This window comes from Dyadobacter sp. HNCC25DJ186 (assembly GCF_056895235.1).
The window spans coordinates 352,863-376,183 of the sequence record NZ_JBXHAS010000003.1 but is presented as its reverse complement, the minus strand read 5'-3'; the positions used below and the strand labels follow the sequence as shown (position 1 = coordinate 376,183).

The following is a 23,321-nucleotide window of genomic DNA, read 5'->3' as shown; positions in this document are numbered from 1 at the left end:
AGGCCAGGTCGGTTATTTCCCTTCCTCATGTTCTGTTTGAACGCCGATGATATCTTCACAATGCCACATTTTTGGCTGTGATCCCTGAGGTTTTTGCGTTGGTTTCCCCTCCGCTTTTTCACTCAGCATTTTCTGGATCAGACGTTCGCGCTCCATAGTCATTTTTTCCTGTTTCGCCATATCCTCCTTGCGGTCAAAGTAAACGGTTCCTTCGATCATGGTAAATTCCGGACGGGCATAAACAGATAGGGGATGCGCATTCCAAAGTACCAGATCCGCATCTTTTCCTGCTTTAATACTTCCCATTCTGTTGTCAACATGCAAAAGTTTTGCAGGATTTAATGTCACCATTTTCCAGGCCTCTTCTTCCGGTACACCGCCAAAAGTTACTGTTTTGGCAGCTTCCTGATTAAGTCTTCTGGCCATTTCAGCATCATCAGAATTAATCGCCACCGTGATTCCTTCGTGATACATCAAAGCCGCATTATAGGGAATCGCTTCCTTAACTTCCATTTTGTAGGCCCACCAGTCTGCAAATGTCGAACCGCCGATATTGCGGTTTTTCATTTTGTCTGCCATTTTATAACCTTCCAGAATATGGGTAAAAGTGTTGATCTTAAAATTCAGAGAATCCGCCACGTGCATCAGCATATTGATTTCAGACTGCACATAGGAGTGACAAGTGATAAAACGTTTGCTGTCAAGAATTTCTGCCAGCGCTTCCAGCTCCAGATCTTTCCGTGGAACTTCCAGGCCTGTTTTTTTACCCGCGCTGTTATAGTCTTTCCAGCCCTTTGCATATTCTTTCGCACGGATGAAATGATCGAAATATACCTGCTCAACGCCCATTCTTGTTTGCGGAAAACGCACGCGCGCCACATCGCCCCAGTTGGACTGTTTCACATTTTCTCCCAGTGCAAACTTGATCGTCTTAGCTTCCGGAATCAACATGTCAGATTGGGTTGCACCCCATTTCAATTTAATCAATGCACTTTGTCCGCCAATGGCGTTGGCAGAACCGTGGAGCAAATGAGACGTCGTAACACCGCCGGCCAGCTGTCGGTAAATATTCACATCATCCGGATTGATCACATCACTCATGCGCACCTCCGCCGTACTCGACTGCGAGCCTTCGTTGATCGCGAATAATGCAATGTGTGAATGTTCATCAATAATGCCGTTTGTTAAATGTTTCCCGGTTCCGTCAACGGTACGGGCTCCCGACGGAGCCGATAAGCCTTTTCCAACCTTTTCGATTTTTCCATTCCGGATAACGACGTCGGCGTTTTGTAAAATGCCGTCTTTTTCATTAGTCCAGACTGTCGCATTTTTCACAAAAACTGTTTCAGATTTTGGAAGCTGTTCGTTACCTAAACCAACAAATGGATATAGGATCGAACCTGTTTCTTTCAGTTTGGCAGATGTTGTATCCTTTTTTGCAAGCACTTTAAAGTTCTCTGTCAAGGTTGCTGTCCAGACCGCCGTTTTTCCATCCGGTAATATACCTTCACCGGATAAATTTTTCCCGGAGATCCATCCTGTCAAACGAACTGTTCCGGGCTTTTTCTTTTCAGGCTGATACGAAATTGTCAGTAAGTCATTGGCAAGAATCACCTTCGGCTTAACTTTTACCGTATCTTTCAAAATGATCTGATACTCGGGTTTGTCCGCTGTTCCTGAAATTTCAAGTTTCCCTGTTGACTCTTTATTGATTGAAAAAGCATAATTTCCTCTGAAATCCGGCGCGTTTAGGGGAGCAATAATAAACTTCTTTCCCTGAATCCAGTTTTCGTAGATCACATTTTCTTTACTGAACAAGTCGTCAGAGGTGATCAGGAAATTGGCAAGCATACCCGCTTTCAGGCTTCCAACCATTCCTTCTGCTTTGATCAATTTTGCAGGCGTCGTCGTTAATGCTTCCAGTGCTTTATCTTTTGGCAAACCAAATTCAATCGCGGTGCGGATTTTATCCCAGAAATCCGCTTTGTTTTTCAGATCAGCCGCCGTCAGTGTAAAATTCACACCTCCTTTTGCCAGCATCGAAGCATTTGCAGGTGCCATTTCCCAGTGTTTCAACTGGTTGATCGTGATCATTTCAGCATCCCAGGGATCCGTTACGTCGTAAGCGGTGGGGAAATTTAATGGTAATATCAAAGTCGCTTTCGTTTCTTTTATTTCTTCAAGTCGCTGATATTCATCACCGCCGCCTTTGATAATGTATTGTGTACCAAATTCGTCACCGATCCTGTCGGCACGAAGCGCGCTGTATTTGTCGTTCGTTTCGAAAAAAGATGGTAATGTTTTGATCTGGTTGAAAGCTTCAAGAGAGAGGTTTGTTTCCTTTGTCTTTCCTCCTTTGGCATACCAGTCCGCATCGTAGTAATTTTGACGAAGCAGGGCAACCGAGCCCATACCTGACGAAGGATAGGTTTGCGATGAAGTGCCTTTGCTGAAAGAAAAATGGGCAGAAGCTTTTTCATTCAAAAGTGCCTTGTTGGCGGATTCATCCGTTAAAGTTACGACAGCCCCGTTTCCACGGACAATCCCGTCATGCGGGTGTGTCAGGACGGTGCCAAAACCGATTTTACGCAATTCAGCACCTTTTTTATTGTCAACCGCAAATATTTTGCTTGCGTCATTCTCCGGCTGGATAGCCTGGTTCCATCCGAAAGCACCTTTTTTATTCGATTCCAGCTGAGGCGTCTGGCGACCGGCAGCACGAGGTTCGCGTTTTACTTCCGGCATTCCATAGTCAGAATCCAGGTCGATCAGGGAAGGATAAATGTATTTTCCTGTTAGATCAACAACAACCGCACCAGCCGGAATTTTTACCTGTTTGCTCACTTCACGGATGGTCCCGTTTTCGATAAGCATGGTTCCGTTTGTTATCGTCGTTTTGGCATCGACGACGATGGTGGCGTTTGTAAAAACATATTGGCTTTTCCTTTCGTCGTATGCGCCGTTCCTCGGAAAAGTTTCCTGCGCGTGACATAGCGACGTCAAGGTTAGTCCAAACACTAACGTTGATATTTGTTTCATCATAGAAATAGGAGATTTTTAATAACCGGCCTTAGGAATTTTTAATTATTCATTGTTTGTTGAGACAATATACAATGAAATGACCAAAAGTGAGTCCCACGACGCTGTATTGTACTATCGATACAATCCATACTTGGAATTTCACCATGGGTTTGTTTTTTTGTATTCAAATCACGCCATAAATATGACCTACGAACAATTTATTTCATCTCTGACCCAAACAGCTCCGCCGCAGGAGATTCCGGTACTTTTGAAAGCGCTCTGGTATGACGCCAATCATGACTGGGAAGCTGCCCATAATATAGCTCAGGATCGTGAAGGCACGAAAGCTTACGACCGGTTACATGCCTATTTGCACCGCGTTGAGGGAGATACCTGGAATGCAGGTTACTGGTACCGGCGGGCAGGCGCAGATGTTTTTAAAGGAACATTAAAAGAAGAATGGGAATTTTTAGTAACATCTCTTTTATCGGGAAATGAGTGAGTGAGTGAGTGAGTGAGTGAGTGAGTCAGTTGAAATATTGTTTAAGGCCTAAACTCAGAATTAATGACGCAGAGCCGTCTCCTGTTTATAGCAACCGGTTGTGCGTCAGGTTATTTTTGGCTCTGTCGGAGCCTCCTGTGATTTGCAGGAAACTCCTACGGAGGTACTTTCAATGACTTTTAAATTGATGCCTCAAAGCAATTTGAGTCGACGGCCGATTACCGGCCGCCGAGTATAAATGCCTGAAAGTAATTTTGGTTGGCAGCCGACCGCCGATAGCTGATTGCCGACCGCCAAAAATCAGACCCTGCTTTGCGAAAGTTCTACTTTTCCGACCAGGTCAACGACGTTATTAACCTTCATCTTTTTATAGATATTATTTTTGATCGTGCTGATCGTCGAAACGGCGAGTTTAAGCTCTTTCGCAATATCCACCGTACGGCGTCCCTTGATCAGATACTGCATAATTTCCGATTCACGCACCGTCAGCGAACCCATCAGGTTTGGTTTTGTGATGTCGCTCAGCAGATATTCTGTCAAAACATCATCCATATATTTCTTGCCACGCATGATCGACGTGTAAGCCATTAAAAATTCTTCCTTGCTGATGGATTTCATACAAACGCCATCAACGCCTTTTTTGAGGTAGGGGAGGGCCCAGGCTTTTTCCGACTCGTCTCCGATGACAATGATTTTAATGTCAGGCTGTTTACGCCGGATTCTTTCCAGTGCTACCAGATTTGTGTAATTGGATAAATGGGTGTCAATAATCAGCAGGTCAAACGATGCTCCGGATAATGTCATCTGCATGGTTTCCCAGCAGGTTTCACTTGAAAATTGAACGTTCTCTACATTTTCGCGGATACAGGAGGTAATTCCTAAGCTCAGCAGCTCATTTTTGATCAACAGCAGAATTCTTGTCATTTTTTATTTATGGTCTGGGTGGGTAAGATAATTTTCATAAAGTTGAATCTTTTTCGTCTGATAGTCAGACGAAAAAGAAATCATTACGGGCCTTAATCGTTCATAGTGTGTGCATAATGTAGAGGAGGAAAGTTACGATATACCGGTTGTTGTGTGTGTATAGCGTTTTTATTTATTCAAATCTAGAATAAACAGACGAATAAATTTGTCGAGATCAGAAATCTTATTTGTAGAATTTTATCGGTAAGTTTTTTGGCGATCAATCCGCACGCCTTTGTCCGTTCGCGGATGATTTTTGTAAAATGCGTTTTAATATAGGGATAGGAAATAACAGACCATCTGTTTGTGGCTTGAACCTCAGCCGGATACCTATACACGCAGGCGGTTTAGCCTTAAAAAAACAAACCCGTCTCCCGGATCGGGAAACGGGTTGTAACAACCACCTGAATAAATAACGTTACTTATTTACTACGATCTTTGATGTAGAGACGAGGCCATTTTTACGTGTAACTTTTACGATGTACATACCCTGTGGCAATTTTGTTACATCGATCATACCATTTCCGGCTTCAAAAGATGCAGACGAACGGTAAACTGCATTGCCGTTCAGGTTGTTGATCACAACATCTTTCACAGTGCCATTGTCGCGGATGAACACTCTGTCTGTCGATGGGTTCGGGTATACCGAAAGATCAGCGGCAGCAATTCCTTCAAAGGCTACGCTCTGGATACGGCTGTATGCAAAAGTCATATCACGATCCACCATTTTCAGACGGTACAGATTTTGTCCGTGTACAGGTTTAGCATGGCTGAAAGAATATTTTTTCAACACTTTGCTCTCACCGCTTGATGTTACCTGTCCCACAGCTTCCCATTCTTTTCCGCTTACGCTGTGCTGGATCTCGAAATAGTCGCTGTTTGTTTCTTCCGTAGTTGCCCAGTTGAGTCTGGCAATCTGGCCTTCTTTCTTTATACTAAAAGTACTTAATGTCACTGGAAGTGGATCAGTCGTAACAGTTACCGTAATGGCAGCCTGGTTGGAAAATTCTCCATTCAGATCCTGAATATCATAGTTGATTGTAGATACGCCTACAAAACCTGCAACCGGCGAAAAGGTTACTACACCCGTTAAAAAATTGACAGCAAAAAGCCCCTCGTTCGGTATGGTAACGGTAAAAGCCCTGAGTCCTGTTACAGGATCCAATAATTTGACCATTTGCGGATCCAACATCGCGGAAACCGCCAGATCATTGGTCCATACCGTAACGCTTACCGGTTTACCTTCTGTTGTCGTGGCAATATCCGGCATTGCTGTCGGAGGGGCAAGTAGTGGCGTAACTAAAATTTTAGCTTTTGCTTGGTTTATCAGGAAAAATGAGCTGAAGAACATCGCTCTTAAAAATGCTGTACCCGTCAGTATATTTGCTCTCATGGAATGGATCTGTTCTTTTAAAAAAAATACCCTTTTGCCCGGGAGCAAAAGGATATTTTTTAATTGTTTATTGAGGAGGTAGTTAATACTATCTTACAATCACAATTTTATGATTACTCGTTGTGCCATTGTTATTCATGATGTGAAGCATGTAAGTGCCAGGACGGAATTTGCTTACATTAATCCCATCAGCAGTTACTTTATTATTGCTGAATAACGCACGGCCATTCATATCCATAATAGAAACCTGTTTAACCTGCGTCAGATCTAAGTCCTGGATAAATACCTTATCCGCTGATGGATTTGGGTAGACACTTACTGCAACAGTGTTTAGTCCGTCAAATTTAACGCTCTGGATTCTACTGTAAGCATAAGTAGCATCTTTGTCGACCATCTTCAAACGGTACAGATTTTGTCCGTGTACAGGATTAACGTGGCTGAAAGAATAGTTTTTCAACACTTTGCTTTCACCGCTTGAAGTTACCTGGCCCACATTTGCCCATTCTTTTCCGGTTACGCTGTGCTGAATCTCGAAATAATCGCTGTTTGTTTCTTCAGTCGTTGCCCAGTTAAGTTTGGCTGTCTGTCCTTCTTTCGATACTTTGAAAGTAGTAAGTGTAACTGGCAATGGCGTTGCGTTTACCGTGATCGTGGCTGGGTTTGAAGTCAAACCGTTTACGTCTGTTACCGTATAAGTAACTGTGCTTGTGATCGGGGTGGTAATGGCTGGATCCTGAACAAATGTTACAACACCCGTGATTGGATCAACGGTATAGGTCCCTTCATTAGGAATCGTTACGATCAGCGTTGGTAATCCCGTCACTGGGTCTATCAGCTTTACACTGGTTGGGTCAAGTGGAGAAGATCCCGGTATATCGTTTGTAAGAATCGGAATGATAGCCGGAGCAACAGGTGTGGAGGACCCAGCATCAGCCACAGCTACCGGTGGGGTCGCCGGAGCTACCGTCACGGTAATCGGCGCCTGGTTTGATGTTACTCCATTTACGTCATTGATCGTATAATTTACCGGAGTAGCTACACCCGAGAACGTTGGAAGCGGAACAAAAGTAACAGCACCTGTTAAAGGGTCAACGGTGTATGTTCCCTCGCCTGCAACGGTAACGGTGTTTACAGGTAAACCAGAAACGGGATCAATTAATTTAACTGAAGTCGGGTCAAGGGCTGCTGAACCTGGTGTATCATTTGCAGGAATCGAAACGGTCACCGGTGTATTATTCGGTGTTGAGGCAACATCAGCCACAGCTACCGGTGGGGTTGCAGGAGCTACTGTAATAGTAATCGGCGCCTGGTTTGATGTTACTCCATTGACGTCATTGATTGTATAATTTACCGGAGTGGCAACACCCGAGAACGTTGGAAGCGGAACAAAAGTAACAGCACCCGTTAACGGATCAACGGTGTATGTTCCCTGGCCTGCAACGGTAACAGTGTTTACAGGTAAACCAGAAACCGGATCAATCAATTTAACTGAAGTCGGGTCAAGGGCTGCCGATCCCGGGGTATCATTTGCAGGAATCGAAACGGTCACCGGTGTGTTGTTCGGTGTTGATGCGGCATCCGCCACAGCCACCGGTGGGGTCGCAGGAGTTACCGTTACAGTAATCGTTGATGGGTTTGAAATAAGCCCATTCACATCTTTCACCGTGTATGAAACCGGCGTAGCGGTTCCTGTAAATGTTGGAATTGGTGTGAACGTCACTTCGCCTGTGGTAGTATTCACCGTATAGGTCCCCTCGCCAGGAATCGTTACTGACGTTTTTGGTGTATTATCCGCAGGATCGGTGATTAGAACGGTTCCTGGGGCAATCGGGTCAGTGCCCTGTGTGTCATTGGTCAGAACCGAAATAACCGTTGGCGTTCCGGCAATAGTTGTTTTAGTATCCGGCAGTGTTACTGGCGGTGCAGGATCAACATTTAAACCTATGGTAGCCGTATTATTTCCTGTATTACCATCTGTTATTGGTGGTGATGTATTGGAGGTAAATTGAAAATCAGTCAAAGGAGTGCCTAAGCCAGGAGTTGGAATAAGGCCAACAACTGACAACTCAAATAGTGCAGATCCCCCACGAGGGATAAGGGCATTGTTTACACCAGTCAATTTGTTCGTAACCGGATCATAAGTCCAGTCATAAAGTGACGCCTGTGGGCCGGTTACAACCGAAGATGAAGGTCCATAATTAGGCGGAAAAGAGATGGTGATCGTGATGGCCCCGGGAATATTTCCCGCAGTCGCTGTACATCCGGAAAGCGGTCCAACTCCAAAGTTGAAATTCAAGGTTGCGGTTTCGCCAACAAGAATCGTCGCAATATTTGAAGGGCTGGAAGTCCCGGTATATAAGGTCCCGCTAAATCTCGGATCACACTGTGCATAGACAGACCTGGCCGCTCCTGTCAGCAAAAGGAGACCTAAAAGCGCTAATGTAAAAGTCCTAAACATTTTAGACATAGTGTTGTTGTTTAAAAAATTAATTATTGGTGATGAGCGTGCGAAAATACCTGCGGCCTGCTACCAGGCCGCAGGGTAGAAGACTTACCTGCTGATCACGATTTTCTGCGAGCTGATACCTCCATCTGATCGTGTGATTTTAACAATGTAAGTACCGGGAACTAAATTTTTAACATTGATCTGCCCGTTAGCGGATGTTCCCGAAAGATGTACTGTCCGGCCGTTTAGATCGTTAATAACAACTTCTGTAATCGTGCTAAAATCTCTAAGTGAAATTTTATCGGATACGGGGTTCGGATAGACCGACAAATCTCTGTTCAGTCCTTCAAATTTTACGCTTTGGATCCGGCTGTAAGCAAAAGTCCCGTCGTTGTCTACCATTCGCAGACGGTAAAGGTTCTCCCCTTCGCCGGGATTGCGGTCTGAATAGGTATAACTCAGTAGCGTTTTACTTTCACCATTCGATTTCACAACACCGATTTTATTCCAGTTTTGACCATTAAGGCTGTGTTCTATTTCAAACCGATCACTGTTCGTTTCCGCCGTTGTGCTCCAATTCAGGTTTGCAATTTTACCCTCTTTTCTTGCAGTAAAACTTGTCAGTGTTACTGGCAGGGCGGCATCAACATTTAGTCCAACCGTTCTGATATCATTTCCGGTAGAAGTGTTAGTCGGTGGCGGATTCAGGTCAGAAGTCCAGTTTAAAGAAGTTGGTGGAGCTATCGTTCCGGGAGTGACTGCATTGCCCCTTACCTGAACAACGAAATTAGCTGGCGGACCAACCGGTATCGGTGCATTCTGGAAGCCAAACAGTGATGTTCCGGCAGCGTCATAAACCCAGTCAAAATACGACGCGTATGGACCGGAAATGTCAGCGGCGGATTGGGGACCATAACTTGGCGCAAACGAAAGCGTAATGATAATTCCTCCTGCTGTATTTCCTGCGGCGGCATTACATCCTGCGTCAGTTCCAACACCAAAACCAAAATTCAGTGTTCCGGTTTCTCCTACCAGTATCGTTGGCGTTCCGCTCACAACAGAAGTTCCTGTGTAGGTAGGGCCAACCGCAAACTGCGGGTCACATTGCGCCAGAACTGCTATATGCAGACCTGTCACAAAAAATATCAATAATATTAGCTTTTTCATACAATTCAATTTAAAGTACAATACCTAAAACTTTCACCACGATGTTGTTATTATCATTACTGTCGCCGGTAGCTACATTGGTGCTTCCGGTTTTTGTATCAATCGTAGCCGTAATGATACCTGTGGTCGTTACAGTACCTGTTGCTTTTAGCTTATAGCCAAGATTAACAAAACTGTTTGCTGCTATTACAACACCCGGTTTTGAACTAAATTCAAAAGATCCGCCTCCAAAGTCCGTGATGGTCCATTGTGCATTTGTTACTGCCAGTCCTCCTGATGTAACTGCTGCCGGATCAACCGTCATTTCGAAACCTGAGCCAAGTTCAAGAAATACTACAACCGTTCCTGTTGTTGGATTTGGAGTTAAGTTTGTCAGACGTAATACACCTTCGGAAGTTTGCCCCCCCAGAAAACTTGTAACCAGCGGTCTTGGCAAAGTTGGTGTTAAATCAATGGTACCCAATGCTGCAAACGTATAAGCTGTATACGTATTTGGTACAACCGAAGTTGTTGTTGTAATGGAACCTGCGGCGATGGCGCTTGGCCCGCCCAATACGGAGGTGGCGTCCACAGCAGAAGCGATGGCTTCCCATTTACTTGTAACCGGATTCCATCCAACGATAGTCAGTTTGCCCAGGGTGCTTGCCGTTAGCGTAGCGATATCGCTGCCGGCATCCCAGGTAAGAGTAATAGGCGTAGCCGAGGCTCCGTCGATATCCCAGTATTCCACTGTGCTCACCGTACCTACGCCCGGTGCTACCTGTGTGGTGGGGAAACCTGGTAATCCTCCTGTCGGAAGAGCGGTTGGATAATTAGAACCGGTAAACAAGTTACTGGTGATGGCCGTAGTTGCATTCGTATGAAAATATGCACCGCTCGTACCATCCGCCGAAGCTGCAAACTGCCCCGCGAAACCATTATCTCCCGTAGGGAAAACAAACTGCCCTGTACCATATTTCCGTACATATCCATCTACATAACTGGCATCCGTTACACCCGAAGCGGTAAGGTTGTTACCAAAATAGTTCAGGTAACTCATTGTGGCCGTTTCGCGCTCTGTAAGGATCACGCCCGGTTGGGTACCGCCCGTTGGGGTCATAAAATCACTGTTTCCGAAAAAAGTCATTTGGGCGCCGCCAAAAATGGTGGTATTACCCAAACTGCCTTCCTGCGCCATAGACGTGCCGGCCGAAGCCGCTGCCAGCAAGGCTACCATCGCCGCTGTGTTTTTCCAACCTCTGAAAAAGGAAGATTTGTTATATGTTTGTTTCATTGTTTTAGTTCTTTTAATTGTGTGTACTGTTTATTTTAAAAATGCTGGGTTTTAAATGGCGTAAGAAATGCTTATCCACTCGATACCGATTGCAAATCGGTTTAAGCCGTATTTGTATGATTATTCAGAAACACTGATTAGTAAACTGGCCTTTTCTGTATCGCCGCAAACACCTGCATTCGAATAAGTTCCAATGCCGAGCCAAGAAGCAGTGCTTGGGTTTTTCCATGGGCCAGCATAAACGCTGACATTGTAGGTGCCAACTGCAAGGTTTTTTATCAGTTTCTTAAAGTTAATGAGACCTGAGGAGCAATTACTTCCACTTTCAGTAGCCCAAAGTGGGCCACTAACCTGGTTGTAGCCACCTGGTCCTGTTACGCTTACCCAATAGGCCCAGGTTACTGGCTGCGTATTGTTCGAAACAGAATAATTGCCACTTACTTCCATAATCACGTCGTTTGTAGTTTCAGTAGTCGTGAAGGTTCCTGTAAGATTTAATGAGGTGGCGCAGGTTATAGAACTACAATAACCAGTAGTTGAAACCGGAAGGAAAACACCTACACCAGTTGCTTGTTGAAAGACATTTGAACTGGTTATTTTCCTGCTTTCCCAGGTTGCAACTCCATTGACGTCGGAAGTAAGTATCTTTTTATTCCCTTGCGAACCATCTGCAAGCGTTAATTTACCAGTTGCCTTATCTACTGCAACTTTTCTCCCCGCCGTAGAAGCTTCCACCTCCAGATTATTCGCCGGATCAATCGCAGTCGGATTTGTTCCGATTTTTACCTGGGCGAAGGCTGTGGGGGAGGTTACCAAACAGGTTACCGCAAAAAGTGCCGTTGCGATAGCCCTAGTTAATTGTTGTTTTGTTCTCATTGTGTGTATTTAGTTTGGGTTAAAAAAGTGTGTTTGTTGTTACCTTGTAACTTTTAGCCGGTGCGCTGGTGCTCGTATGCTCCTGCTGGCGCCCCCGTTCACGTACTTCAAAAACAAGCACCATCAGCAGCAGAAGGATCGTCAGCGCGATGATCTGCAACACGTCCTGCTTACGCGATTGTGTCCTGATTTTATGTGTTTTTAACATGGATTATCGTTGATTGTGTGTGTTGGTTTTACCTTAAACTAGCATTTGCAAATGCTTATTCATTGAGCATAGCAAATCGGTGTTCGCTGGGTTTTTAGTTTTTATTGCAGTCCGTCCGCCCTCCTGAGAATTGAATTGAGTATACCGGAATGGTTGTAGCAGGTTTTGTACCAAAAACGTGAACGACAATAGCCTGAAATGTTATTTTGTCACCTGCTTCCAAATAATTGCTGGATGTGATGTTATTCCAAGATCCGCTTTGATAGGGTTGATTCTGAACAACCGCAAAAGCTAGATTTCCTCGTGCTGCAGAAATAATTGCGATGGTTGTGTTACGAGTAGGTACAGTAGCACCTAGAATAAAATCTCCACAACTGCCCTTAAATGTGTAGAATCCAGACTCAGGAACTGTATATTCCCCAGTTGTTGTGTTAAAGGCACCGGCAGCATCATAAACTTCGGTATCGGGAATGAGCGTCGTATAAGTATTTACGCCAGCATCATTTATAGGGATAATTTGCGTACCGGTGCGACTTACATCAAATGATGAGCAAGTGACGTCTTTGTTTTGCCAAGTCGCTACTCCATTGGCATCAGACACTAAAACTCTACCATTTCCCTGCGAACCATCCGCAATCGTAACCTTGCCTGTGGTTTTGTTAACACTGACTTTATTTCCAGCGGTTGAACTTTCCACTTCCAGATTATTCGCCGGATCAATCGTTGTAGGATTCGTCCCGATTTTTACCTGCGCAAAAGCAGAGGAAGAGCCCAATAACAGGGCCGCAGCGATCATCACCGCACCCATTGTTTTGTATATGAATTGATTTGTTTTCATTGTTTTTAAGATTGTATGTGTGAGTTTTTTTGGAGGTTTTGTTTGAAATCGCATTGAAAATGGTTGGCGAGGCAATTGTAGGACACCTAAACCGTTTCCAAATCTATGTTAGTTTATCGTGTACGTTATTGCAACCTAACCGCCACAATTGGCCCGATGTTTCCAATCTGTCCACTTTTAGGAATTCCCCAATATCTTGGTTTGAAGACTGTACCATCCGCAACAACCGTCACGATTTGAGAAACGGCGCCGCCAACTTGATTTGTGTTTATTGTAGGAATAACGTGAGGTCCATTATTCAGACCTGTCGCAAGCCATCTGTAAGACGGAATAGTCGCACTGCCCGATTCGACAATAAACTCAAAATAGATATACCTAGGCCAGGATATGGCAAGGGTACTCGTATTGGTCGGGTCTGCCACAGTGGTGTAAGTATACTGGGCATAATATTGAAGTAAATAAACCCCTTTGTTCAGTGTAAGAGGGGCATTAGCGATGTACTCATTTACCGGTGAGACTATGTTAAAAGTCGCAGGAGGATTGAACGTACCGGTTATAATTCCTGTCGGCAGTGTCAACGGTTCCCAGGTTGCGACACCATTAGCATCAGAAGTCAATATCTTTTTATCACCTTGCGACCCATCCGCAATCGTAACTTTACCAGTAGTTTTATCGATACTAACCTTCTTTGCAGGATCAGCACTTTCCACTTCCAGATTATTCGCCGGATCAATCGTTGTAGGATTCGTCCCAATCTTCACCTGCGCAAAAGCAGACGAAGAGCACAATAACATAGCCGCAGCGATCATCACCGCACCCATTGTTTTGTATATGAATTGATTTGTTTTCATTGTTTTTAAGATTGTATGTGTGAGTTTTTTGTGTTTGTTAACTTAGTTCAGGCTATCCGTCTTGAGTTGTAAACATTGTTTGTATTGAAGTCTACAAGAACTGACAGCTTTAAAATTGGTATTAACTTGAATACAATAGTCCTTATATTGAAACAAGGGCCAAATCAAATTGTAAGTAGCTCAGATTTACGCCCGTAACAGATGTTGGATAAGGAAAAAGGTATTGGATTTTTACAACATCGCCAGCCGTCAAGTAGTAGATACCTGATCCTCCACCAGCCATACCGGCACCTGCAACACAATTGGCTATTGCAACATATTTAGATATAACACCATTTACGCTTATCCCAATGTACATACCAGATTGTATTGCAGCCGGAGAAGTTGCAAAAATGGTGTGCAAAGAGTAGTAACCTGTTCCTCCCGCAGGAACAGTAAAAGTTTTTGCCGCTAAATTATAATTGTTGTTTTTGTCATAATTTGAAACAGTGATGTTTACATCTGTCCAAACATTACCGACCATCGCTTGTGGTGTAGCTCCCAAAGCCGAGGACCACACAACGGATAGATTTGGAGTGGTAGTAGCGTTTTTGTATACCCAACCAAATCCGTCCCAATAGTATTCTCCAACGCCATTTGCCGGGTATTTTGTGCTAGTGCTTGTCAAACCAGCATTCGTGTTATAAACCGTCATACCAGGTGATGTGGCTGCAGTGCCAGACCCAAGGATAGGCGCGTAAACCGTAGTGCTGGTTAAAGCTACTTGTGAGTAACGAAATCCTTTATTAGCTGATTCTAATTCCAATGCAGATCCTACGGCGATCGTCGTCGGATTATCTCCAATTTTCACCTGGGCAAAAGCAGAAGCAGAGCAAAATAAAGCGGCGGCGAAGATACTGGCTTTGAGGGTTGTGTGTAATAGTTGTCTTGTTTTCATTGTGTGTACCGTTTAGTGTAATTAAGTGGTTAAATAATGTGTGAACTGTTGGTTTGTTTTTGGTTATGTTGGCTGAGATAACCCGGGCCATAACCAGCCCGGGAGGTTATCGGCCGCTGCGGCAGAAACCAGGAGGGGTACTGTTTAAAGATGTGTATAGTGAAAAATCAGGTTGGTTTTAGCCGCCTTATTTTTGTGACACCGGAAATTGGTTTTAGTCACAAAAGGAATAAAAAATAACTTCTGGCAACAACAAACCGAATGAGCCTGCGCTGCATTTTAGCGGTTTAAAACCCGTATAGGAGCCGGAAAAAGGAGTGTAAAGTCTTTGCATAGAGGGATGATTTAATAAAATGTGTGTTAAAATGTTGATGGCCTTAATTAATATTTCAAAACTGGGAATAAAATTACCGTATAGCTGTACACGTCGACCGTCCGTTTTGTAGAAATTATTCTTACAAGTTGTCGAGTTGGTTTCCTGATCTGGTTATAGTACAATATTAACTTTTTTTTACCGGTTCCTTTTTCGGTAAAATCACGCAAAAAACAACCGTTGGATAAGTTTTTAATAAAAATTAAGCCTGTGGTATGGTCTCTGTTCTTTACCGATTTTGTTAACAATGCTGCTATCAGAATACGGTATTTTCTTTTCCTGGACAGTATTTGTATACACAGTCGCCGCAATAGACAAGCCAATTTCTACATCTGCCGTCCGTTTACTCGATAATGCTTTGTAGATTAAAAATATAAGTTGAGTACAATTCTCGACTTTGAGAAACGGAATTTTCGACTCCTTAACCGGTTGAGAGCGGTGAAAAAATGTTTGGGCGGAATCCTTTTTTTTCTAATTTGATGGGGTAGATGGTCCATAGCATGTTTTGAAGTGTGAATGTTTGTATTATTTCAGGATTTAGTCTGATTTATCCAATTCTGAGCACAAAGTACCGGAAAGCCATTGTATAAAGTTGTAGAGCTAGACTATTAAATGATTAGAATCATCTCGCTGCCTTATTTTCCACTATCGCGTATTGCTTGCGTATAACTACTACGTTAATGATAGAAGATATTGGTAGTGTCTGTAAAATGTCATCCGTGGATCTCGGCTGTTCTGAAATCCCGTCGTTAAGAATACCCATTCTTGGTTATGGACGGCGCATTTTTTGCTTCGTTCCTGTGATCAGGTTTGTAATGCCGAATCACCCCCTCATCATGAAAGAATTGGAATATGAAGAAACGTTTATTCAGCCGGGCGGTTCTCCTGGTATTAATGGTGTCTGGTTTTGTACAGGCGCAACGGAACTATTCAGTCACACATTATACCAGCGAAAATGGTCTACCACAAAACAGTATCAAAACATTATTTGCCGATCCGGAAGGTTTCATCTGGCTGGGCACCGAAGACGGGCTGGTCAGGTTTGACGGCCAGCAGTTTTTTACCTTCAACCGCATCAATCTTAAAGTTTCCAACAACAGGGTGATCTTTGGCCGGCTCGTGTCAAAAGATAATAATCAGCGACAACAGGGTACCAGGGAAACAGGAAAAACACAGGACGTATATTATGCCGCTTTCTGGGGATGGGAGACTGTCCGGATCCGGCGTGGCCGGGCAGTGCTGGATACGATGTATGCACGCAATTATCTGAAAAAAGTGGCTCCTTTTGATAAGGGTCCGGGGACCTTCATTCTGGCTACCGGTTTCCCGAATTTTGTTACAGACAGTAACAAGCTTGAACGGTACATGGTCACGACGGGTTATGGCGACAAAAATTTTTTTATCTGCCGGAAAGACCGGATCACTTATTATCAGGACTGGAAAAAAACGTACAGCAGGAGATTTGTTACCGGAAATCTGTGGAATTATTTTTCGATGGGCGAGGCGCTTTTTCATTATCAAAAGGCCCCAAACCTGATCACGATTTTTTCAGGCAGGGAGCCTGTCACCAGGGTTGTAGGGGGAGATATCCTGTTAGATCCCGCGTACAAATCCCCGAAAAGGGATATTAACCTGCACTGGAACAACGTATCCGACCAGGCTTTTCTCCGGCTTGGCAACAACCTGTATCTTTTATATAAAACCCAAAACGGAACCGTGTCCACCCGACTGCTGGTGGAAGGTTTTGATCTTGCCGGCGAAGGAATTGAGGAAATTTATTATGACGTTAGGAGCGGAACAATATTTCTGGGAAGCCCGACGGAAGGGCTTTTTGTTTTGAAAAAACAGCAGTTCCGGGTAATCACTACGAAAGGCGAAGCGCGGGAGAACGTCTTTTATGCGCAAATTCCTTTTGACAAACACACCGTGCTGACGGCCACGGGGCAGCTGCTCGGCAAGGATATGGGCAGTGGACGTATGACGGACCGGCAGAACGATCTGGTGAATAAGATCAACCCGTCGGACAGAACTTTTTTGATCAGGGCGAAAGACAGTACCATCTGGATTCCCAATGGACCTACTTTGTATCGTTTGGATGCCAAAGCTGAAAAAATCATTGGAAAGTGGAATTTTGAGCACCTCACCACCCGGATCCATGAGGGCTTGTCCGGGAAAATCTGGGTCAGTACCTATGAAAAAGGGCTGTTCAGTATCAATCCGGACGACAAAGGAGCTGAGCCTGTCCAATTTTTCAAAGAACCCATTCCGCATATCACCGCGATCAAGTCGGAAAATGCCAGGTCGCTGCTTGTGGGGACGATCGCCGGATTATACCGTGTGGATATTTTGTCACGCAAGCGCACGTTGGTTAAAGGGACTAAAACGTTTCACGTGACCAGTATTCATTCGGATCAGGATCAAAATCGCTGGTTTACGGCTGAGGATAAAGGGATCATACTTTTGGGGCCAGACGATAAACCGGTTGTTTTCCCACTCGACAAAAACAAATACCTGGCCAGTCCTCACTACATTATTGACGACAAACGCGGTTACTTCTGGATTCCCACCAACAAGGGTTTATTTCAGATCGCCCAAAAGGATCTGTTGTATTATGCGGCACAGAAAAGGACAGCGGAAAAACAGCCTGTCGGAAAAAAGAAACAGAACGTGATACCTTTGGAGATTTTTTACAGGTATTATGCGAAGGAGGATGGTTTCAATACGAATGAATTCAACGGTGGCTGCGACCCATGCGCGGCAACGCTGGCAAACGGATACATTTCGGTACCTTCTCTGAACGGGCTGGTCTGGTTTAAACCCGGGCAGATTGAAAAAGATGTAGCGGATACAAAAGTCATCCTTGACAGGGTTGAAGTAAACCGTCGGAAACTTACGTTTTCAGGCGATACGATCCGCTTCAACCTGAATCCTGAAAATGTGCAGTTTTATTTTTCGACACCGTATTTCGGAAATCCCTATAACCTGCATTTGTCTTATGCGCTGGTCAGAGGGCGTGCCGCCGCGAAGGCCAGCGACTGGATTCCCATCAATATGGCTGAAAGGGATATCCGGTTTTCAAGTTTAAGTTCCGGGGACTATACCTTGCTGATACGGAAAGTGGACGGCTTTGGTTTCGGGGAAGATCACGTAAAGGTGATCCACCTGATCGTGCCGCAGAACTGGTATGAAACCTGGTGGGCGATCTTGTTTTTCATGATGCTGGCGGGCGCTGCTGTGTATGGGTACATTCGACTTCGGTTACGCAAGATCGAAAGAGAGAAGGCGAAACTGGAAGTACTTGTCTGCCAGCGGACGAAAGAACTGAGCGAGACGATGTTTCATCTTCAGGAATCTAAAAATGAAATGAGCAAGAAAATGTATGTACTGTCCAGGCTGCTTGCTTCCATGACGCACGACATCCAGTCGCCGCTCAATTTTGTTGCGATCACTTCGTCAAATATTCCAGCCATGCTTGAAGCACAACAACTGACGGAGGTCGCAAAGGTCGGTGAGATTATCGCGGATTCTACCAGAAGAATGAGTGCGCTGCTTAAAGACCTGCTCAACTATATACGTGTGAACGTGTATGGCAACAGGATGCAATTTGAAGAGATCAGGCTCCGGGATCTGATAGAGAAAAAGTTTGGCATGTTCAGAAATATGCTGGAAAAGAACAATACCGTTTTTGTAAACGATGTTCACGCCGAAGTAGTGATTAATTCTGATCTGCAGATGGTTTCGATTATGATCCATAACCTGATCGACAACGCTTCCAAGTTTACCAGAAACGGGCAGGTGACGATTCACGCGGATTGTTTTGAAGACCACAAAGTGGAACTGGTGATAGCCAACTCGGCGCGTGGTATTCCACAGCACGTGCTGGATATGATCAATGACACCGCGGACGAAACGGAGGATGTTACCCTGCCGGCTAACAAGGCAGGCCTGGGTTTGCTGATCGTGAAAGAAGTTTCAGATCTGATCGGCGTTCCGATCCGGGTTACCGATACTGACCTGACGCGGTTTCATCTGGTATTTGAACATTAGGGGCGGCGGGCGGCTTTCGGCAGTCGGCTATCGGCTTTCAGCTATCGGGAGTTGGTGGGGTTTTTCTGGCTATCGGCGGTTGGTGGTTTTTTTTGATTAACGCCATTGAATCAATGGCTAATCGGGTATTTTTCTGTCAACCATCGACCGCCGACTGCCGAAAGCCGCCCTCATAAATTCCCTTTCAGCAGCGATGCTTTTCTGGCCAGCTGGATTTCGTCAGTTACCTCGAGTTTATCGAAGATCCTTCTTTTATAGGTGCTGACGGTATTTTCCTTCACCTCCATAATGGCCGCAATTTCTTTGGTCCATTTTCCTTCCATGAGCAGGTGCATCACGACCATCTCTTTTTTGGAAAGCGTGCTAAGCGGATTTTTATGTTTCTGGCCGTTCTTACCCAGATTCGTCAGAAGGGATTGCTGGACAAAGGGACTTGTATATTTTTCATTCCTTATCAAAGCCTGGTAAGCAACGGCAAATTCTTCGGGAGCCGATGTTTTAGATAAGAACCCGTCCGCGCCGGCCTGTATGTATGGAATTGCGTATACATTTTCATCGTAACCTGAATGCACCAAAATTTTGATTTCGGGCTGTCTGGCACGAACCATCTCAATCATTTTGATATTTTGTCCGCCGGGTATATCAATATCAAGGACAAGCATATAAAAACTTTCTCGTTCCAGCAGAAAAATGCCTTCCGGAAAAGTCTCGGCATATTGTACTTCTATCTGATTGTTTTCTTTGAACAACAACTGTTGCAGGCCAAACCTGATCATGGGGTGATCTTCGATAATCAATACTTTCATAGTAGAGGGGAGGCTGTGTTTTACAGGACAAATCTAACCAATTATCCCATAGCAGACACATCGAATAATATTTAAAAATTAAATAAATAATATTAAATATTCAAAAAGTATTATAGATGGTCGGAATATGAAGAGAGAAACAGAGAAGCTGACAAGAATTAGTTTTTGCTATGGTGTTTGGTCAGTATTTTCAGGTCCATACAGAATAAATTTGGGCTGTAAAACGAATTTTTAAGCTGGATATGGCAGAAAATTTTACAATTGGATCGAAATTTTATGGTCGGATGGTGCCGGGCAACCCTATTGCAAGACCATATTTAAATCCTAATTTTATGGAGTGATCAGTCAATCAAAAAATGGATAAAGAACAGGAAATATTAACCGCTGCGTTGAAACTTTTTGTGGAACTTGGTTTCCACGGCACGCCCACGAGTAAGATAGCCAGGGAGGCCGGGGTTGCGAACGGCACTTTGTTTCATTATTTTAAAACAAAAGAAGACCTGATCGTGGCACTTTATAACCGTACGAAGGAAAGTTTGAATACCTATCTTGCAGCACATCAAAAAGAGGAAGATCCACTGAAAGATCGGATGAAAAGTTTATACTCCGCCTCGTTGGTATGGGGACTGCAAAACAAACCGCAATTCCATTTTATTCAGCAGTTTCATTTTTCCCCGCATTTGGCCAAGGTCTCTGACGAGGATAAGGAAAAACAAACACGTCTACATACGGGATTGATGCGGCAGGCGAGCCTGGATGGTGTATTGAAATCATTACCGCCGGCGTTGATCGGCTCGATCCTGGGCAGCCATGTATATGGAACGCATCAATATCTTGTTAACGCGGATTTGTCTGAGGAAAAAAGAAAGGAAGTTATTGAGGAGACGTTTGATATGCTTTGGGGGATGATCACCAAATAACACGGGTTTGTGAAAAGCGTATCCCGCATCGAAAAAAGTAAACTTTTTCGGGGATTAACGTATTTTGAGTCAATTCAAGGGATTGTCAACGGCCACAAAATACAAAACTGCGACTAAATAGCTGAAAGCCGACCGCCGAAAGCCAACTCAATTCAGATCGTTCGCAGAAAATAAGCTGTTCAGCAATGGTAATTTACCAAGAAAGGGTGTTGGCTCAAATGATGTGTTTGTTGAGTCGGAGACGGTAAGTTCAGACAATTGAAAGCCTTCAGAAGAAGGTTCCAGGTTACCATTGTCCAGATCCGCATAAGCAGGCTCCGTGTTAACCGGATCGCTTGTGTTGATGCTGTCGGCCAGATTTGTTTTGGCCCGGGAAGCGTTCAGGTCGCGTTGTTTTGATTCTTTTTCAACAAGACAGAGCACAAAAAGGGTAACGGCAATCGCAGTGGTAAAGAAAGATTTCATAGCTAAAATTTAATTTACAGACGTAAACTTGTGCAAATCTAATACAAAGACACTAAATCATGGCAAAAGGTTGTAAGCAGTTTGCGAAAAAAAACATAATATTTACTGAATGGTCAATAATAACTTAAAAATGGTATTTTTTTTATTTTTTAAATAATTGATCGGAGTGTATTTTCTCGTTGAAATCTACTATGGGTTTTCACGGGAAATCAGTACCGCAAGTGTTATTTGGTACAGTACGTGGTAAACCGATAATTCCGGGTTTTCTACTGGATCATACCACTTATCCCGGCGTGAAAAACTTTGCCGTCTTTGTCTATCAGACAAGGCGAGGCCATGCTGATGGTACGGCTCGTCAGGAACTCCCACTTTTTAGCGCCTGTCAATGCATCAAAAGCATACATTTTTTTACCGATGCCGATGTAAGCCAGACCGTTGGCAATCACTGCGCCTGAATAAATCAAAGTATTTTGTTCAGGCTCGGCGTCCCACTTTTTAGCTCCTGTTACAGCGTCCAGGGCATACAGTTTTGATCCGCTGCCGACATACACAATTCCGTTTGCCACCACGGGAGAAGAGTAAGCGACCGTATTTTCGCCGGTAAGAAACGCCCATTTTTTTGCGCCCGTTGCCGCGTCGAAGGCATATAAATTTTTATCAGAAGCGCCGATATAGACAACACCATTGGCTACCGTTGGTGAGGAGACAACAATACTCGCATCGGCATATTCCCATTTGAGAGCGCCCGTTTGCAGGTCAAAGGCGTGGAAGCCCTCGTATTCTGACCCGGCATATAAAATTCCGTCGGCGATGGCAGGAGACGATTCTGTGATATGCGTTTTGGCAGCTTTCCATTTGCGTGCACCGGTCGCCGCATCCAATCCGTAGATTCCGACGCGTGGCCCGCCTCCGCGTATGCTGGCGTACACTATTCCGTTGAATAGCGTAGGAGAGGCTTGCCAGCCATACACCTCATCGTCCTGATAATCCCATTTTACGACACCGGTTCCAGCATCCATCGCAAAAAGCTTATGGTCACCCGGATAATAAATTAATCCTTTGTCAACGATCGGAGCTGCAAATGGTTGTACGAGTCCTGGCGCAGATTCCCATTTTTTCGCACCGGTTTTTGAATCCAGGGCATAGAGTTTTTTATCCCAGCTGGCGATATAAACGACGCCATCAACCAGAGTTGGTGTAGCTTCGATCGCTGCATCCGTTTTGAAGTCCCACTTTTTTGTACCGGTTAAAGCGTCAAGTGCGTAAAATATTCCGTCCAGGTTCCCGATAAAAACAGTGCCATTATCAAGGAATGATACCGAGGCAGTATATTGCTCCGAGCTGCCATCTTCCGCGGTTATGGTATATAAAACAGGTTTGCTGAAATCCTGCATGGTGCCAGTGGCCGGGGAAATTGTTGCTTTGGCAGATACCGAGATCGTAGGCGACAGTTTTGTCAGATCAGTTCCGGTAGGCAATACGGCTTTTATGGTCTTATTCGTTACGTTCACCACAGCGGCGGCAACAGGATTTACAGTTTTGAAGCTGAATGATTCGATTGACTTGGCACTGCTTTTTGCTTCCGGATCCTGATCATCACTTTTACAAGCAAAAAAAAGGAAGGTAATCACCAGCGCGGCGAATGAGATAATTTTCATGATGGTATGTGGAATGATAGGTGGTAATGTGTTGAAGGCAGATACACATCAGAGCCAGGTTTCCCGGTTCTGATGTGTAGTGGTTGAATGATGACGATCAGTCGGGCATGTTATAAAGTGATTTTACCTCTTCATAGGACATTTGGCTGAGTGATTTTTTTCTCGCCGTTTCACCCCCCGGTATGATGACATACCTGAAAGATTGCGTACTGATCGAATAATTTGCGACGAAATCAATACGTCCCGGATAAAAGCGTTGGTGTACGGTATAGGACGTGCCACTTAAAGTCTGAGCATATGGTAGCGTAAGAACCCTGCCACCTTCTGCCCAGTAAACACGGATATCCGCCTTGTCCAGCATTTCCTGTGTTAATTTCGGAACGCTGAGGGAGGCTGTGTAAGTAGAGCCGCTTCCGGAAAATGATGTGGATATCCAGCCCGAGTAAATTACATTGGCTGTGCCGGTATCACCTTTTGGCCCGACTTCTCCGTCCGAGCCGGAGCAGCCATTAAGCATGAGCATTGAAGCAATAAGTGTGCTTGTTAAGAGGAATTTGATAGACGTTTTCATGATGCC

At 44.5% G+C, this 23,321-nt stretch carries 18 protein-coding genes; 3 read left to right on the top strand and 15 right to left on the bottom strand.

The genetic code is table 11. From position 1 onward, the window contains the following. Positions 1 to 12 precede the first annotated feature (12 nt). Positions 13 to 3,042 (bottom strand): amidohydrolase family protein, encoded by a 3,030-nt coding sequence (locus AC1XUO_RS11355; protein WP_483329899.1) that lies wholly within the window; start codon positions 3,040 to 3,042, stop codon positions 13 to 15. Between the two features lie 181 nt (positions 3,043 to 3,223). Here AC1XUO_RS11355 and AC1XUO_RS11350 point away from each other — a divergent pair, with 181 nt between their 5' ends. Next, positions 3,224 to 3,523: a hypothetical protein gene (locus AC1XUO_RS11350; RefSeq protein ID WP_483329898.1), complete on the top strand. Its 300-nt coding sequence runs from the start codon at positions 3,224 to 3,226 to the stop codon at positions 3,521 to 3,523. A 300-nt stretch (positions 3,524 to 3,823) separates the two neighbouring features. Here AC1XUO_RS11350 and AC1XUO_RS11345 read toward each other — a convergent pair whose 3' ends face one another. The 10 genes from AC1XUO_RS11345 to AC1XUO_RS11300 all read right to left on the bottom strand — a co-directional run bounded on the left by AC1XUO_RS11345 (position 3,824) and on the right by AC1XUO_RS11300 (position 14,475). After that, positions 3,824 to 4,447 (bottom strand): LuxR C-terminal-related transcriptional regulator, encoded by a 624-nt coding sequence (locus AC1XUO_RS11345; RefSeq protein ID WP_483329897.1) that lies wholly within the window; start codon positions 4,445 to 4,447, stop codon positions 3,824 to 3,826. Between the two features lie 457 nt (positions 4,448 to 4,904). Then, the gene (locus AC1XUO_RS11340) at positions 4,905 to 5,879 is read right to left on the bottom strand and encodes a T9SS type A sorting domain-containing protein (RefSeq protein WP_483329896.1); all 975 of its coding nucleotides are present in this window, start codon (positions 5,877 to 5,879) and stop codon (positions 4,905 to 4,907) included. A gap of 88 nt (positions 5,880 to 5,967) precedes the next feature. Then, positions 5,968 to 8,346, bottom strand: a complete 2,379-nt coding sequence (locus tag AC1XUO_RS11335) for an Ig-like domain-containing protein (RefSeq protein ID WP_483329895.1) — start codon at positions 8,344 to 8,346, stop codon at positions 5,968 to 5,970. 84 nt (positions 8,347 to 8,430) lie between these two features. After that, entirely contained in the window at positions 8,431 to 9,492 is a 1,062-nt protein-coding gene (locus AC1XUO_RS11330; protein WP_483329894.1) for a T9SS type A sorting domain-containing protein, read from the bottom strand. A gap of 10 nt (positions 9,493 to 9,502) precedes the next feature. Beyond that, the gene (locus AC1XUO_RS11325; RefSeq protein ID WP_483329893.1) at positions 9,503 to 10,765 is read right to left on the bottom strand and encodes a hypothetical protein; all 1,263 of its coding nucleotides are present in this window, start codon (positions 10,763 to 10,765) and stop codon (positions 9,503 to 9,505) included. Positions 10,766 to 10,885: 120 nt separating this feature from the next. Next, positions 10,886 to 11,641: a hypothetical protein gene (locus tag AC1XUO_RS11320; protein WP_483329892.1), complete on the bottom strand. Its 756-nt coding sequence runs from the start codon at positions 11,639 to 11,641 to the stop codon at positions 10,886 to 10,888. Positions 11,642 to 11,660: 19 nt separating this feature from the next. Continuing rightward, positions 11,661 to 11,849, bottom strand: coding sequence for a hypothetical protein (locus AC1XUO_RS11315; RefSeq protein WP_483329891.1), 189 nt, complete (start codon positions 11,847 to 11,849; stop codon positions 11,661 to 11,663). Positions 11,850 to 11,943: 94 nt separating this feature from the next. Beyond that, positions 11,944 to 12,687 carry a hypothetical protein gene (locus AC1XUO_RS11310; protein WP_483329890.1) on the bottom strand — a complete coding sequence of 248 codons (744 nt, stop codon included), beginning with the start codon at positions 12,685 to 12,687 and terminating at the stop codon, positions 11,944 to 11,946. Between the two features lie 125 nt (positions 12,688 to 12,812). After that, complete coding sequence (locus AC1XUO_RS11305; protein ID WP_483329889.1) at positions 12,813 to 13,538, bottom strand: hypothetical protein; 726 nt, start codon at positions 13,536 to 13,538, stop codon at positions 12,813 to 12,815. Between the two features lie 142 nt (positions 13,539 to 13,680). Next, the gene (locus AC1XUO_RS11300) at positions 13,681 to 14,475 is read right to left on the bottom strand and encodes a hypothetical protein (protein ID WP_483329888.1); all 795 of its coding nucleotides are present in this window, start codon (positions 14,473 to 14,475) and stop codon (positions 13,681 to 13,683) included. A 1,225-nt stretch (positions 14,476 to 15,700) separates the two neighbouring features. On the opposite strand from AC1XUO_RS11300, the gene AC1XUO_RS11295 reads away from it, so the two are divergent. After that, entirely contained in the window at positions 15,701 to 18,895 is a 3,195-nt protein-coding gene (locus AC1XUO_RS11295) for a ligand-binding sensor domain-containing protein (protein WP_483329886.1), read from the top strand. A 170-nt stretch (positions 18,896 to 19,065) separates the two neighbouring features. Here the strand turns inward: AC1XUO_RS11295 and AC1XUO_RS11290 are convergent, their stop codons facing one another. Continuing rightward, complete coding sequence (locus AC1XUO_RS11290) at positions 19,066 to 19,701, bottom strand: response regulator (RefSeq protein WP_483329885.1); 636 nt, start codon at positions 19,699 to 19,701, stop codon at positions 19,066 to 19,068. A gap of 356 nt (positions 19,702 to 20,057) precedes the next feature. Here AC1XUO_RS11290 and AC1XUO_RS11285 point away from each other — a divergent pair, with 356 nt between their 5' ends. After that, complete coding sequence (locus AC1XUO_RS11285; protein WP_483329884.1) at positions 20,058 to 20,621, top strand: TetR/AcrR family transcriptional regulator; 564 nt, start codon at positions 20,058 to 20,060, stop codon at positions 20,619 to 20,621. A gap of 147 nt (positions 20,622 to 20,768) precedes the next feature. Here the strand turns inward: AC1XUO_RS11285 and AC1XUO_RS11280 are convergent, their stop codons facing one another. The 3 genes from AC1XUO_RS11280 to AC1XUO_RS11270 form a co-directional block, all read right to left on the bottom strand. Then, positions 20,769 to 21,086, bottom strand: a complete 318-nt coding sequence (locus AC1XUO_RS11280) for a hypothetical protein (RefSeq protein ID WP_483329883.1) — start codon at positions 21,084 to 21,086, stop codon at positions 20,769 to 20,771. Between the two features lie 266 nt (positions 21,087 to 21,352). Beyond that, positions 21,353 to 22,744, bottom strand: a complete 1,392-nt coding sequence (locus tag AC1XUO_RS11275) for an outer membrane protein assembly factor BamB family protein (protein ID WP_483329882.1) — start codon at positions 22,742 to 22,744, stop codon at positions 21,353 to 21,355. A 97-nt stretch (positions 22,745 to 22,841) separates the two neighbouring features. Continuing rightward, complete coding sequence (locus AC1XUO_RS11270) at positions 22,842 to 23,315, bottom strand: collagen-like protein (protein WP_483329881.1); 474 nt, start codon at positions 23,313 to 23,315, stop codon at positions 22,842 to 22,844. Positions 23,316 to 23,321 lie beyond the last annotated feature (6 nt).

Excerpts from the sequence above, each read along its gene's own strand:
- AC1XUO_RS11295 (WP_483329886.1), top strand. The coding sequence starts at position 15,701 with ATGAAGAAACGTTTATTCAGCCGGGCGGTTCTCCTGGTATTAATGGTG.
- AC1XUO_RS11350 (WP_483329898.1), top strand. The coding sequence starts at position 3,224 with ATGACCTACGAACAATTTATTTCATCTCTGACCCAAACAGCTCCGCCG.
- AC1XUO_RS11345 (WP_483329897.1), bottom strand. The coding sequence starts at position 4,447 with ATGACAAGAATTCTGCTGTTGATCAAAAATGAGCTGCTGAGCTTAGGA.
- AC1XUO_RS11270 (WP_483329881.1), bottom strand. The coding sequence starts at position 23,315 with ATGAAAACGTCTATCAAATTCCTCTTAACAAGCACACTTATTGCTTCA.
- AC1XUO_RS11300 (WP_483329888.1), bottom strand. The coding sequence starts at position 14,475 with ATGAAAACAAGACAACTATTACACACAACCCTCAAAGCCAGTATCTTC.
- AC1XUO_RS11310 (WP_483329890.1), bottom strand. The coding sequence starts at position 12,687 with ATGAAAACAAATCAATTCATATACAAAACAATGGGTGCGGTGATGATC.
- AC1XUO_RS11335 (WP_483329895.1), bottom strand. The coding sequence starts at position 8,346 with ATGTCTAAAATGTTTAGGACTTTTACATTAGCGCTTTTAGGTCTCCTT.
- AC1XUO_RS11285 (WP_483329884.1), top strand. The coding sequence starts at position 20,058 with ATGGATAAAGAACAGGAAATATTAACCGCTGCGTTGAAACTTTTTGTG.
- AC1XUO_RS11325 (WP_483329893.1), bottom strand. The coding sequence starts at position 10,765 with ATGAAACAAACATATAACAAATCTTCCTTTTTCAGAGGTTGGAAAAAC.
- AC1XUO_RS11355 (WP_483329899.1), bottom strand. The coding sequence starts at position 3,042 with ATGATGAAACAAATATCAACGTTAGTGTTTGGACTAACCTTGACGTCG.
- AC1XUO_RS11275 (WP_483329882.1), bottom strand. The coding sequence starts at position 22,744 with ATGAAAATTATCTCATTCGCCGCGCTGGTGATTACCTTCCTTTTTTTT.
- AC1XUO_RS11305 (WP_483329889.1), bottom strand. The coding sequence starts at position 13,538 with ATGAAAACAAATCAATTCATATACAAAACAATGGGTGCGGTGATGATC.
- AC1XUO_RS11280 (WP_483329883.1), bottom strand. The coding sequence starts at position 21,086 with ATGAAATCTTTCTTTACCACTGCGATTGCCGTTACCCTTTTTGTGCTC.
- AC1XUO_RS11340 (WP_483329896.1), bottom strand. The coding sequence starts at position 5,879 with ATGAGAGCAAATATACTGACGGGTACAGCATTTTTAAGAGCGATGTTC.
- AC1XUO_RS11290 (WP_483329885.1), bottom strand. The coding sequence starts at position 19,701 with ATGAAAGTATTGATTATCGAAGATCACCCCATGATCAGGTTTGGCCTG.
- AC1XUO_RS11315 (WP_483329891.1), bottom strand. The coding sequence starts at position 11,849 with ATGTTAAAAACACATAAAATCAGGACACAATCGCGTAAGCAGGACGTG.
- AC1XUO_RS11330 (WP_483329894.1), bottom strand. The coding sequence starts at position 9,492 with ATGAAAAAGCTAATATTATTGATATTTTTTGTGACAGGTCTGCATATA.
- AC1XUO_RS11320 (WP_483329892.1), bottom strand. The coding sequence starts at position 11,641 with ATGAGAACAAAACAACAATTAACTAGGGCTATCGCAACGGCACTTTTT.